We start from the raw sequence: 11548 nt of genomic DNA on the forward strand, positions 1-11548 counted from the left end.
AAAGGATTCCGAGACGGCCGCACGCGACGGTAGCTTACAGGACCGACCGGGAGCGGCGCAGGCCGAGGAACGACGCGACGGCGACCGCGACGGTGACCGCGAGGAACACGCGAGTCTGGTCGAAGGTGACGCCGAGCAGCGACAGCGGGCCGACGGCGACGCCGAGCGCGCCCGCGAGCCCGGAGACGAACGTGAAGATGAGGAACACGGGGATGACGACGCCGACGGCGTACAGCCACGGCGTCGCCACGGACTGCGCGAACGAGCCGGCGCCGCGGCGGAGTTCCTCGACGGCGGCCGTGCCGAGCACCCAGCCAGCGAACAGCAGGAAGCCGACGAGCCCGCCGGTCAGCAGGAGGTCCACGAGCGGGCCGGCGACGACGCCGAAGACGCCGGCGTCGAGCGCGCAGACGCTGCCGGTGACGGCGAACACGCCGAGCAGGCCGGCGACGGCGCGGCGCCGCGAGACGCCGTACTCGTCGACGAGGAACGACACCGGAATCTCCAGCATCGAGATCGAGGAGGAGAGCGCGGCCAGCAACACGACGCCGAAGAACACGACGCCGACGACCTCCCCGTAGGGGAGCGCGGCGAACGCGCCCGCGAGGCTGACGAACAGCGCGCCCGGGCCGCCGGCGCCCGCGCCGGACCCGAGCGCGAACAGGATGGGGAAGACGACGACGCCCGCGAGCACGCCGACGAGCGTGTTGAGCACGGCGATGGCGGTGCCGTCAGCGACCAGCGAGCGGTCCTCGCCGAGGTAGGAGGCGTAGGTCAGCATCGTCCCGGCGCCCAGCGACAGCGTGAACAGCGCCTGGCCGGCGGCCTGCGGGAGGATGTCGAAGAAGTTCGCGCGCAGGAAGCCGACGTCCGGCGAGAGGAAGAACGCGACGCCCTCGGCCGCGCCGTCGAGGGTGAGCCCCCACGCCGCGAGCGCGACGAGCAACGCGACGATGGCGGGCATCATCAGTTTCGTCGCGCGCTCGATGCCGCGGCGGACGCCGCGGAGGACGACGAGCGCGGTGACGCCGAGGAAGAGGAGGTGGAAGCCGACGGCGTCGAGCCCGTAGCTGACGGAGTCGAAGTGCGCGCCGGGGTTGGCGAAGTACGCGCCCGTGAAGCTCTCCGCGAAGTAGCGCAGAATCCACCCGCCGACGACGCTGTAGAACGAGAGGAGGACGACGCCGGTGACGACGAAGACGTGGCCGAACGCCGACCAGTACTTCGAGTTCGAGAGGTCCGAGAGCGCGCCCACGGGGTTGCGTCGGGAGCGTCGCCCGATGACGAACTCCGCGAGCAGGCCGGGGACGCCGACGAGCAACACGACGCCGAGGTAGACCAGGAGGAAGGCCGCACCGCCGTTCTCGCTTGTCATCCACGGGAACCGCCAGAGGTTCCCGAGCCCCACGGCCGACCCGACGGCCGCGAGGATGAACCCGATTCGCGTCTGCCAGGACTCGCGTGTCATTGTCACGGCGTAGCAACCCCCCGCATTTGAGGGTTGCGACTGACGAACCGTCAAACCGCAGAAAGCACGGCGGAACGACGCTAAAAGACCGTTATAGAACTATGGGTCGGCGCCAAAATCGCGGCGCCGGTGACGGTTCCTAGAGTCCCGGAATCGGCGGCGCGGCGTAGATGTCGGTGACGCCGAGGTACAGCGTCACGAACACGCCGACGAGCACGTACGTCCGAATCGACCACAGCCACGCGGTGGCGAACGTCTCGCCGCCGCTGGTGCCCTTCTTGATCTCGTCGACGGCCTGCGGGCCGTACACCCAGCCGACGAAGACGACGCCGAGCAGCACCGACAGCGGCAGCAGGACGCTGTACGCGAGCGTGTCGAACCACGTCAGCCACGCGGTGTTCCACGCCGCCAGCGTCCCGAGCACGAACAGACTGCCGGCGAACCCGAACGCGGTCGCGGGGCGGCTGTAGCCGTAGTTGTCCACGACGTAGGAGGTGACGACTTCCAGCAGGCTAATCGCGGAGGAGAGCGCGGCGATGAGCACGACGGCGAAGAACAGGGCGCCGAGCGCCTGTCCGGCGGTGCCGAGGTCAGCGAACGCCTGCGCGACGGAGACGAACAGCGCGCCCGCGCCGCCGCCGGCCGCGGCGTCCGGCACGCCGCCGAACTGGACGAACAGCAGCGGGATGACGACGAGGCCGGCGAGCAGGCCGACCGCGGTGTTGAGGACGACGACGAGGCTGCCGTCCGCGGGGAGGCTGTCGTCGTCGCCGAGGTAGGACGCGTACGTTATCATCGCGCCCATCCCCAGCGACAGCGAGAAGAACGCCTGACTCACGGCGAACGGGACGACGCTGCCGAGGTTGTTCGCGAGGTACTCGAAGTCCGGGGAGAGGTAGTAGCTGTACGCGGCCGCGGAGCCGTCGAGGGTGAACGCGTAGATGGCGAGGCCGACGAGCATGACGACGATGGACGGCACCATCAGCTTCGTCGCCTTCTCGATGCCGTCCTCGACGCCGAACGCGACGATGCCGGCGGTGACGGCCATGAAGACGGCGTGGAGGCCGATGGCCTCCCAGCCGGCGGAGACGGACGCGAAGTAGCCGGCGGCGTCACCGAAGTACGCGCCGGTCGCGCTCCCGAAGATGTACCGGATGACCCAGCCGCCGACGACGCTGTAGTAGGAGAGAATCCACAGGCCAGTCAGCAGGCCGAGCGCGCCGACGACCGTCCACGCGGGGTGTTTCAGCCGCTCGAACGCTTCGACGGCGTTGATGTTCGCGCGCCGCCCGACGACGAACTCCCCGAGGATGGCGGGGAGGCCGATGAGCAGCGCGGCCAGCAGGTAGACGAAGACGAACGCCGCGCCGCCGTTCGTTCCGGTCTTGAACGGGAACTGCCAGATGTTCCCGAGGCCGACGGCCGACCCGACTGCCGCGAGGATGAATCCGAGTCTCGTCGCCCAGGTTTCTCGTTCTGTCATGGTGTACCACGGCGTACCCACGCCGCCATTTAAAAAGCGTACGGTTTGAGAACGCGTCCCGCGGCACTCCCCGGCCAGCGAGCGCCGCTCGCCGTCGTCGTTCTCGTTCGCTCGCTCACGCGAGAGGGGACTCGACAGGCCGGGAACAGCGCTTAAATCGGCCGACAGCGGCGACCTCGAATCGTGTCACAGAGCCAACCGCAGGAAAGCGGCAGGGGTGAGTGAGAAGGGTTGGCTTTATGCGAACCCGCGACAGCCTTCCGAGTGCAAAATGAAGCTCCACGAGTATCAGGCGAAGCAGGTCTTCGCCGAGGCGGGCATCCCGACCCCCGGGTCGACGCTCGCCACGTCCGTCGACGAGGTCGTCGAGGCCGCGAGTGACCTCGGCTACCCCGTCGCGGTGAAGGCCCAGGTACACGTCGGCGGCCGCGGGAAGGCCGGCGGCATCAAGCTCGTCGAGAACGACGACGAAGCCCGCGAGGCCGCCGAGGCGATTCTCGGCATGGACCTCAAGGGGTACACCGTCGATAGAGTTCTCGTCGAGGAAGCAGTCGACTTCACGAACGAACTGTACGTCGGCGTCACGATGGACCGCGGCGAGGGCAAGCCCGTCGTGATGGTCTCCGAGAAGGGCGGCGTCAACATCGAGGAAGTCGCCGAGGAAGACCCCGAGGCAATCGCCCGGGAGCACGTCGACCCCGCGTTCGGCCTCCACCCCTTCCAGGCGCGGAAGGTCGTCTACGACGCCGGCATCCCCCGCGAGGTCGCGGGCGACGTCGCGTCCATCCTCACGACGCTGTACGACCTCTTCGAGGACCGCGACGGCAGCGACGTCGAAATCAACCCGCTGATGGTCACGGCCGACGACGAGGTCATCGCCGCGGACGCCGTGATGAACATCGACGAGGACGCGCTGTTCCGCCAGCCCGAACTCGCCGAGATGGAGGACGAGGCCGCCGAGGACGACCTCGAAGCCAAGGCCAACGAGTACGGCTTCGACTACGTGCGCCTCGACGGCAACGTCGGCATCATCGGCAACGGCGCCGGGCTCGTGATGACGACGCTGGACCTCGTGGACTACTACGGCGGCAAGCCCGCGAACTTCCTGGACATCGGCGGCGGCGCGAAGGCCGAGCGCGTCGCGAACGCCCTCGACATGGTGTTCAGCGACGAGAACGTCGACAGCGTCGTGTTCAACATCTTCGGGGGCATCACCCGGGGCGACGAGGTCGCGAAGGGCATCAACGCCGCGCTCGAACAGTTCGACGAGATTCCCAAGCGCGTCGTCGTCCGGCTCGCCGGCACGAACGCCGAGGAGGGCCGCGAGATTCTCAACGACGAGCTGGTGACCGTCGAGGAAACGCTCGAAGGCGCCGTGCAGCGCGCCGTCGAATACGCTGACACGGAGGCAGAACAATGAGCATTCTAGTCGACGACGACACCCGCGTCGTGGTACAGGGCATCACCGGCGGGGAAGGGAAGTTCCACGCCGAACAGATGATCGACTACGGCACGAACGTCGTCGCGGGCGCGGTGCCGGGCAAGGGCGGCCAGGAGGTCGCCGGCGTCCCGGTCTACGACACCGTCCACGACGCCGTCGAGGAGGAGGACGCTGACGCCTCCGTCATCTTCGTGCCGCCGGCGTTCGCCGGGGACGCCATCTTCGAGGCTCTCGACACGGACCTCGACCTCGCGGTCGCCATCACCGAGGGCATCCCCACGCAGGACATGGCGAAGGTGAACAAGCGTCTGCAGGAGACGGACACGCGCCTGCAGGGGCCGAACTGCCCGGGCATCATCACGCCCGGCGAGGCGAAGCTCGGCATCCTCCCCGGGAACATCTTCTCGGAGGGGAAGGTCGGGCTCGTCTCCCGTTCGGGCACGCTGACCTACCAGGTCGTTGACTCGCTCACCCAGCGCGGCATCGGCCAGACCACCGCCATCGGCATCGGCGGCGACCCCATCATCGGGACGGACTTCATCGACGCCCTCGAACTGTTCGAGCAGGACGAGGAGACCGAGGCCGTCGTGATGTGCGGCGAAATCGGCGGCGAGGACGAGGAGGAGGCCGCCGAGTACATCGCGCAGAACATGGACACGCCGGTCGCCGGCTTCATCGCGGGCCGCACCGCGCCGCCGGGCAAGCGCATGGGCCACGCGGGCGCCATCGTCTCCGGCAGCGGCACCGGCACCGCGGAGTCCAAAATCAACGCGCTCAACGAGGCGGGCGTCCCCGTCGGCGACACCCCCGAGGAAGTCGCGGACAACATCGAAGAGCTGCTGTAGTCGGCGCGCGCCGCTTTTCTTTCGGAGCCGAGCGGCCGAGAGCCGCGGCTACCCGGTGAGAAACGTGAGGACGGAGCAGGTCGCTTCGCGCTCGGACACCCCTCGCCGAGCCACGCGACCGGCGTGTGAACGCACACCACGCGAGAAGTTAGGTCCAACGGCCGCGGCCAGCAGTTCTGGTTCCGCGGCGAACCGCGTCGGTAAACTGTCCTAACTCGCGTTAAGCGGCGTGAAACGACGGCCACGGTTTCCCCGGTTTATGTGGCGGGCGGTCGAGAGAGCGAGTACGATGACCACCACCGCACCCGACCCGACGCTCCGGGAGTTCTGCAACGACTGCGACCGACCGACCCGCCACGCGGTCCGCATCGAACTCCGCGTCGAGAACCCGGCCGCGGACAACCCCGGCTGCTCGCGGGAGCCCTACCGCGTGAGCCGGTGTCTGGTCTGCGACGCCACCGACGCGCGCCGCATGAGCGACGCCTGACGCCAGCGAAACGCCTACGTGTCGGCGCCCGGACCACTGAGTGAATGGAGACCACCCACCGCGTCCACGTCGGCGACGCGCGCGACCTCCCGCTCGCCGACAACTCCGTGGACCTCGTGGTCACGTCGCCGCCGTACCCCATGATTGAGATGTGGGACGACGTCTTCGCCGCCCTTGACCCCGCTATCGGCGACGCGCTCGACGCCGGCGACGGCGACCGCGCCCACGACCTGATGCTCTCCGTGCTGGACGAGGCGTGGGCGGAAGTCGCGCGCGTGCTCGCTCCGGGCGGCATCGCCGTCGTCAACGTCGGCGACGCCACCCGCAACCTCGGCCGGTTCCGCGTCTACGACAACCACGCCCGCGTCACCGACGCCTTCGAGTCGCTGGGCTTCGACCCGCTCCCGGGCGTGCTCTGGCGCAAGCCCGCCAACTCCACCGCGAAGTTCATGGGCAGCGGGATGGTGCCGCCGAACGCGTACGTCACGCTCGAACGCGAACACCTGCTGGTGTTCCGGAACGGCCAGCGCCGCGAATTCGAACCGCGCGCGGAGCGCCGCTACGAGGCCGCGTACTTCTGGGAGGAGCGCAACCGCTGGTTCTCCGACGTCTGGGACGACCTCAACGGCGAGCACCAGCCGCTCGCCGACCCCGAACTGCGCGAGCGCTCCGCGGCGTTCCCGCTGGAGCTCCCGTACCGACTCGTGAACATGTACTCCGTCTACGGCGACACTGTCCTCGACCCGTTCTGGGGGACCGGCACCACGAGCCTCGCCGCCGCAATTGCGGGCCGGCACTCCGTCGGCGTCGAACGCGACGACGGCCTCGCGGACGCCTTCGACGACCGCATCCGCGACGCCCCCGCGCTCTCCCGGGAGTTCGCCGCCAGCCGCCTCGACGACCACCGCGCGTTCGTCGAATCCTCTGACGACGACTTCGAGTACGCCGCCGAGCACTACGACACGCGCGTCCGCACCAAACAAGAACAGGGGATTCGCTTCTACGAAGTCGCGGACGTCGAACCGACGCTCGACGGCTGGGAAGCGATCCACGAACCCTACGAGGAGTAGCGGATTCGAGCCGGAGCGAGACGGTCGGGGCGGAGTTGAACCGAAGCAAGACGTGCTCGCGACGCTGCGCGCGACTTGCAGGGTTCAACTCCTTCCGACCGCACACACCCTCGAACGACGCGAGCGACACGCTGGTCGCTCGCGGTCGTTGCTTCGGTAGAAGTGGGTCGGGGCGGAGTTGAACCGCCGACCTGCTCCGTGTGAAGGAGCCGTCATAACCGGACTAGACCACCGACCCGCGCACCAGGTAGTACCCGCAGGCCGCCATTAAGACTTGCGTTTAGTCGGCGGGCGCGGCGACGCGCCGAACCCGGACCCGATGCCCGGCACCGATAGATTTTAGTTGTTTTGGGCCAACCTAAAAATCGAGCGGCGGGCGCCGCCGGCCGTCCGACCGCGTCTGTCCCACCCTGTCACCCGTCGGCACCAACCGCGTCCCGCACCGGGACGAAGGCATCATCATCTCGTCCGCGCGCCGTCAGTACGACGGCGACTCCTCGCGGACACCCTCTCTCCGGTTCGCCAGCCGCGCGAACACGAATAACGCGTCCGAGAGCCGGTTCAGGTACGCGACTGCGGTCTCGTTGACCTCGTCCTCGTGGTCCGCGAGCGCGACCGCGCGGCGCTCCGCGCGCCGGCAGACCGTCCGCGCGTGGTGGAGGCTCGCGCCCGCGTCGCTGCCGCCCGGCAGGACGAACGACTCCAGCGGCTCCAGCTGTTCCTCGCAGGCGTCGATCCACGCCTCGACCTCGTCGACGTGGTCGTCGGTGACGACCGGGTCGCCCTCCTCGGGTTCGGGGTTCGCGAGGTCCGCCTGCACGACGTGGAGGTGGTTCTGCGCGGCCTCCAGGTACTCGTCGAGTTCGTCGACGCCGGTCGGACGAATCGTCCCGAGCAGCGCGTTCACCTCGTCGACGGTGCCGTACGCTTCGATGCGCGGGCTGGTCTTCGACACCCGCGTCATGTCCCGGAGGTCGGTCTGCCCGGCGTCCCCGCGACGCGTGTAAATCTTCATGCGAGCGTCCGTTCCACGTAGTCGAGAATGTTCTCGCTCTCGGCCATCGTCACGCCGTGGTCGTCGTCCACGAGCACGGGGACGCCGCGCTGGCCGCTCACGCGCTTGACCTCGTTTCGCTCGGAGTGCATCGCGTCCACCCACACCGTCTCGTAGTCGACGCCCGCCTCGTCGAGGGCGTCGGCGGCCTTCTCGCAGTACGGGCAGCCGTCCAGTTCGTAGAGTGTCAGGCCCATACCGTCCCTTGGCGCGGCGGCGGCAAAGTAGTTGGTCCCGAACCGTTTTGCCCCCGCACGCCGTCGCGTCGGGCGTGCCATCAGACCTCTTCGAGACGACGTTCGCCGTCGGCGAAGTCGTCGCCGCGGAACCGTTCCCGGAAGCCCGCAAACCAGAGCTCGCGAAACTCGAAATCGACTTCGGCGACGAAGTGGTGCAGTCGGCCGCCCAGACCGGCTACAACTACGACCCCGACGACCTCGTCGGGCGGCAGGTGCTGTGCGCGACGAATCTCGGCACCGTCAACATCGCCGGCTACGAGTCGGAAGTGCTCACCGTCGGCGTCCCGGACGAGGACGGAAATCCCGTGCTCGTCGGCCCGGACGAGGACGTGCCGCTGGGCGGCGAACTCTACTGACTACTCGCCGGCCTCGACGACCTCGTAGCCGACGTTGCGCTCGCGCAGCGGGTCGGTGTGCTCGGAGAGCCGGTCGGTCGTCGCCACGAGCAACACGGACAGCCCCTTGCTCGCGGCCTCCGGGACGGCCTCGGGAGTGCCGAAGCGGATGTCGGGCTCGACGCCGGCGTCCCGCACCGCGACGAGCGCTTCGACGCCCGCGGCGGCGACGCGGTCGTGGTCGGCGAGCCGGTCCTCGACGGCGTCGTCGGCGAGCGCGTGGCTCCCGCCGTCCCGGACGGTCGGGACCGAGAGCACGGTGACTTCGCCGGGCTGGTAGTCGAGCATCCCCTCGAACTCCGCGGCACCCACGTCCTGCCCCGGTTCGGCGGCCGTCACGGCGACCGCGGTGGCGCTCCCGACGTCGCCGGGCGTGGCGTGCATCACGCCGTCCCGCATCGCCAGCGAGACGCGCTCGCCCTCCTCGATTTCGGCGGTCGCGACGGCGGTGTCGACCTCGACCTCCTCGATGACGTTCTCGGAGACGTACTCCACGAACGACCGGAGGTCGTCGGTCTCGGAGATGAGCCAGTCCACGCCCTCTTTGGTGACCTCGTAGCGGCCGCGGCCGTGCTTGCGCACGTGGCCGTCCTCAACGAGGTCGCCGAGGTAGTCGCTGACCGCTTGCGCGGTGACGCCGATAGCTTCCGCGATTTCGCGCTGGCTGACCGCGGGCTGGCGCTCGGCGATTTCGACGAGTATCTGATACCGCGTGGCGTTGCGCTTGCTCCGGAGGACCCCCAGCTCCCCGACGGTGCTCGAATCGCTCATTACCGATACCTGAGGTGTCCCGAGTTCAAGTATCTTTGTCCAAATTGCGCTCTCGGTTGCGCTATCGCCCGTTCCGCCGGCCGTAACGAAAACAAGCTTTGGTTAATACAACCAAAATTGTTTTAGGCGCTACTGCTGTTGTGTTCGGTGATGGCTCAGACCCGACTCCCCCACGACGCCAAGGCCGGACCGACCAAATCGGAGGTGCGAGCGGTCCTCCGGGACAAACTCGCGCTCGGCCCGGACGACCACTTCGCGGAGGTCGGCTCCTGCACGGGCGCCGTCACCGCCGACGCCGCCCGGGACGCCGGCCGCGTCACCGCCGTCGAGCGCAAGCGCGAGCGCGTCGAGACGACCCGACAGAACCTCGCGGCCAACGACCTCGCGGACGCCGTGGACGTGCGCCACGCCGAAGCCCCCGAGGGCCTCCCCGACGACGCCGACGCGCTGTTCCTCGGCGGCAGCCGCAACTACGAGGCGGTCCTCGACTATGCCGTCGAGACCGGCGTCGAGACGGTCGTGATGAACGTCTCCCGGCTGGAGGTCGCGGGCGCCGCCACCGAAGCGTTCCGCGAGCGCGACCTCTTGGACGAAGTGGTCCAGTTCCAGGTGAGCCACGGCTACGAGCTCGCGGGCGCGACCTCCTTCGACTCCCAGAATCCCGTCTACATGCTCGTCGGCAGCGCCACCGGGAACGACGCGGAGGGACAGCGATGACCCTCTACGGCGTCGGCCTCGGCCCCGGCGAAGCCGACCTCGTGACCGTGCGCGGGAAGCGCGTCCTCGAATCGGCGGACGTCGTCTACTCGCCGGGGCGGCTCTCCCGGACGGTCGCGACCGAGCACGTCCCCGAGTCGCGCATTGGCGACCTCGACTTCCCGATGACCCGCGACCCGCAGGAACTCCGCGACGCGTGGCGGGACGCCGCCGGCGAAGTCGCGCCGGAGGCCCGGGACGGCGACGCGGCGTTCGTGACGCTCGGCGACCCGAACGTCTACTCGACGTTCGGCCACCTCCGCCGCACGCTCGACGCCTTCCACCCCGACGTGGACGTGGAGGTCGTGCCGGGGGTCAGCGCGGTCACCGCGTTCGCCACCGCGCTCGGCGTCGAAATCGACGCGGGCGCGGGACTGGCGCTCCGCGAGGCCGCGCAGGGGAAGTCCCCGACCGGCCCCGACCGGATGGTCCTGTTCAAGGTCACCGACGCGCCCGCGACCCACGAGGGGCTCGTGGACGCCGGCTACGACGTGACCTATGGCCGCCGGCTGTTCATGGAGCAGGGCGACGAGCGTGTGACAACGGACCCCACCGAAATCGCCGAGCGGGACTACTACACGCTCGCGTACGCCGAGCGCGCCGACTTGCAGAAGGACCGCCCGACGGCCTTCGAGGACGCCCGCGACGCGGACGGCGCCAGCGGGGTGGTTGGGGATGACTGACGACCCGCAGGCCGCCATCGACGCCGCCAGCGAGCGCCGCGAGCGGGGCCGCGATTCCCGCGTCTACGAGCACACCGCCGGCGACGTGCAGGATGGCATCCCGTTCATCGGTGCGGGGCCGGGCGACCCCGGCCTGCTCACAGTCACCGGAAAGGAGCTCGTCGAGGACGCCGACCTCGTGGTCCACGCCGGCTCGCTCGTGAACAGCGAGCTTCTGGAGGCGTACTGCGCGGACGCCGAGACCGTCTCCTCGGTGGGGAAGGACCTCGAAGAACTGATTCCCCTGATGCGGGACGCCCACGAGGACGGCCGGACGGTCGTCCGCCTGCACAGCGGCGACCCCGCAATCTACGGCGCCGCGCTGGAGCAGATGGACGCCCTCGAACAGGAGGGCGTCCCGACGTACATCGTCCCGGGTGTCACGTCCGCGTTCGCGGCAGCGGCGACGCTTCGCACGCAATTGACGCTGAACGGCACGGCGAACCACGTCGCGTTCACGCGCCCGCAGGGCCGCACGCTCGACCCCGAGGACGACCACGTCTCGGAGTTCGTGGCGATGGGCGACGTGACGACCTGCATCTACCTCGGCACGCACGCCATCCCCGACGTGATGGACCGCCTTCGCGACGACGGCCACGACCCCGACACCCCGGTCACCGTGGTCTACCACGCGTCGTGGCCGGACGAGGACGTCATCGAGGGCACCGTCGAGACCATCGGCGAGAAGGTCGAGGACGCGGGCTACCGCGCGTCCGCGCTGGTCGTGATTGGAGAGGCTGGCGCCGGCGCGAACTACGACCGGTCGTACCTCTACGGCGACTGGGCGAACCGCACAGAGAGCGAGGCAGACGACTGA

The 11548-nt window shown here is 69.2% G+C and carries 13 protein-coding genes and 1 tRNA gene; 8 read left to right on the forward strand and 6 right to left on the reverse strand.

All coding sequences use genetic code 11. From position 1 onward, the window contains the following. Nucleotides 1-34 precede the first annotated feature (34 nt). Together ABSL23_RS14255 and ABSL23_RS14260 are read right to left on the reverse strand one after the other, a co-directional pair. Nucleotides 35-1468, reverse strand: coding sequence for a sodium-dependent transporter (locus tag ABSL23_RS14255; protein WP_353634219.1), 1434 nt, complete (start codon nt 1466-1468; stop codon nt 35-37). Nucleotides 1469-1607: 139 nt separating this feature from the next. After that, entirely contained in the window at nt 1608-2951 is a 1344-nt protein-coding gene (locus ABSL23_RS14260; RefSeq protein ID WP_353634220.1) for a sodium-dependent transporter, read from the reverse strand. Between the two features lie 271 nt (nt 2952-3222). On the opposite strand from ABSL23_RS14260, the gene sucC reads away from it, so the two are divergent. From sucC to ABSL23_RS14280, 4 genes are all read left to right on the forward strand, one after another. Next, nucleotides 3223-4371 (forward strand): ADP-forming succinate--CoA ligase subunit beta, encoded by a 1149-nt coding sequence (gene sucC, locus ABSL23_RS14265; protein ID WP_059057288.1) that lies wholly within the window; start codon nt 3223-3225, stop codon nt 4369-4371. Then, nucleotides 4368-5237: a succinate--CoA ligase subunit alpha gene (gene sucD / locus ABSL23_RS14270; RefSeq protein WP_059057289.1), complete on the forward strand. Its 870-nt coding sequence runs from the start codon at nt 4368-4370 to the stop codon at nt 5235-5237. Before sucC ends, sucD begins: the two co-directional genes overlap by 4 nt. Before the next feature lie 289 nt (nt 5238-5526). Then, nucleotides 5527-5724, forward strand: coding sequence for a hypothetical protein (locus ABSL23_RS14275; RefSeq protein ID WP_353634221.1), 198 nt, complete (start codon nt 5527-5529; stop codon nt 5722-5724). Between the two features lie 44 nt (nt 5725-5768). Beyond that, nucleotides 5769-6794 (forward strand): site-specific DNA-methyltransferase, encoded by a 1026-nt coding sequence (locus ABSL23_RS14280; RefSeq protein ID WP_353634222.1) that lies wholly within the window; start codon nt 5769-5771, stop codon nt 6792-6794. 163 nt (nt 6795-6957) lie between these two features. Here ABSL23_RS14280 and ABSL23_RS14285 read toward each other — a convergent pair. The 3 genes from ABSL23_RS14285 to ABSL23_RS14295 form a co-directional block, all read right to left on the reverse strand. Then, nucleotides 6958-7032: transfer RNA gene (locus tag ABSL23_RS14285), tRNA-Val, on the reverse strand. 240 nt (nt 7033-7272) lie between these two features. Further along, complete coding sequence (locus tag ABSL23_RS14290; RefSeq protein ID WP_353634223.1) at nt 7273-7809, reverse strand: cob(I)yrinic acid a,c-diamide adenosyltransferase; 537 nt, start codon at nt 7807-7809, stop codon at nt 7273-7275. Further along, a complete protein-coding gene (locus ABSL23_RS14295) occupies nt 7806-8045 on the reverse strand; it encodes a glutaredoxin (RefSeq protein WP_353634224.1) in 240 nt (79 codons plus the stop codon). The genes ABSL23_RS14290 and ABSL23_RS14295 overlap by 4 nt, the downstream gene beginning before the upstream one ends. A gap of 74 nt (nt 8046-8119) precedes the next feature. On the opposite strand from ABSL23_RS14295, the gene ABSL23_RS14300 reads away from it, so the two are divergent. Further along, a complete protein-coding gene (locus ABSL23_RS14300) occupies nt 8120-8443 on the forward strand; it encodes a tRNA-binding protein (protein ID WP_353634225.1) in 324 nt (107 codons plus the stop codon). Here the strand turns inward: ABSL23_RS14300 and ABSL23_RS14305 are convergent, their stop codons facing one another. Then, a complete protein-coding gene (locus tag ABSL23_RS14305; RefSeq protein WP_353634226.1) occupies nt 8444-9253 on the reverse strand; it encodes a MarR family transcriptional regulator in 810 nt (269 codons plus the stop codon). It abuts the gene before it with no gap. Between the two features lie 150 nt (nt 9254-9403). Between ABSL23_RS14305 and cbiT the strand changes: the two genes are divergently transcribed. The 3 genes from cbiT to ABSL23_RS14320 are packed head-to-tail and all read left to right on the forward strand — an operon-like array spanning nt 9404 to nt 11548. Then, nucleotides 9404-9970 (forward strand): precorrin-6Y C5,15-methyltransferase (decarboxylating) subunit CbiT, encoded by a 567-nt coding sequence (cbiT, locus tag ABSL23_RS14310; protein WP_353634227.1) that lies wholly within the window; start codon nt 9404-9406, stop codon nt 9968-9970. Then, nucleotides 9967-10692, forward strand: a complete 726-nt coding sequence (locus tag ABSL23_RS14315) for a cobalt-factor II C(20)-methyltransferase (RefSeq protein WP_353634228.1) — start codon at nt 9967-9969, stop codon at nt 10690-10692. The genes cbiT and ABSL23_RS14315 overlap by 4 nt, the downstream gene beginning before the upstream one ends. Next, nucleotides 10685-11548: a cobalt-precorrin-4/precorrin-4 C(11)-methyltransferase gene (locus ABSL23_RS14320; RefSeq protein WP_353634229.1), complete on the forward strand. Its 864-nt coding sequence runs from the start codon at nt 10685-10687 to the stop codon at nt 11546-11548. The genes ABSL23_RS14315 and ABSL23_RS14320 overlap by 8 nt, the downstream gene beginning before the upstream one ends.

Source organism: Halobacterium sp. NMX12-1, assembly GCF_040435975.1.
GTDB lineage: Archaea > Halobacteriota > Halobacteria > Halobacteriales > Halobacteriaceae > Halobacterium > Halobacterium hubeiense.

Excerpts from the sequence above, each read along its gene's own strand:
- cbiT (WP_353634227.1), top strand. The coding sequence starts at position 9,404 with ATGGCTCAGACCCGACTCCCCCACGACGCCAAGGCCGGACCGACCAAA.
- ABSL23_RS14255 (WP_353634219.1), bottom strand. The coding sequence starts at position 1,468 with ATGACACGCGAGTCCTGGCAGACGCGAATCGGGTTCATCCTCGCGGCC.
- ABSL23_RS14315 (WP_353634228.1), top strand. The coding sequence starts at position 9,967 with ATGACCCTCTACGGCGTCGGCCTCGGCCCCGGCGAAGCCGACCTCGTG.
- ABSL23_RS14275 (WP_353634221.1), top strand. The coding sequence starts at position 5,527 with ATGACCACCACCGCACCCGACCCGACGCTCCGGGAGTTCTGCAACGAC.
- sucC (WP_059057288.1), top strand. The coding sequence starts at position 3,223 with ATGAAGCTCCACGAGTATCAGGCGAAGCAGGTCTTCGCCGAGGCGGGC.
- ABSL23_RS14290 (WP_353634223.1), bottom strand. The coding sequence starts at position 7,809 with ATGAAGATTTACACGCGTCGCGGGGACGCCGGGCAGACCGACCTCCGG.
- ABSL23_RS14280 (WP_353634222.1), top strand. The coding sequence starts at position 5,769 with ATGGAGACCACCCACCGCGTCCACGTCGGCGACGCGCGCGACCTCCCG.
- sucD (WP_059057289.1), top strand. The coding sequence starts at position 4,368 with ATGAGCATTCTAGTCGACGACGACACCCGCGTCGTGGTACAGGGCATC.
- ABSL23_RS14260 (WP_353634220.1), bottom strand. The coding sequence starts at position 2,951 with ATGACAGAACGAGAAACCTGGGCGACGAGACTCGGATTCATCCTCGCG.
- ABSL23_RS14320 (WP_353634229.1), top strand. The coding sequence starts at position 10,685 with ATGACTGACGACCCGCAGGCCGCCATCGACGCCGCCAGCGAGCGCCGC.
- ABSL23_RS14295 (WP_353634224.1), bottom strand. The coding sequence starts at position 8,045 with ATGGGCCTGACACTCTACGAACTGGACGGCTGCCCGTACTGCGAGAAG.
- ABSL23_RS14305 (WP_353634226.1), bottom strand. The coding sequence starts at position 9,253 with ATGAGCGATTCGAGCACCGTCGGGGAGCTGGGGGTCCTCCGGAGCAAG.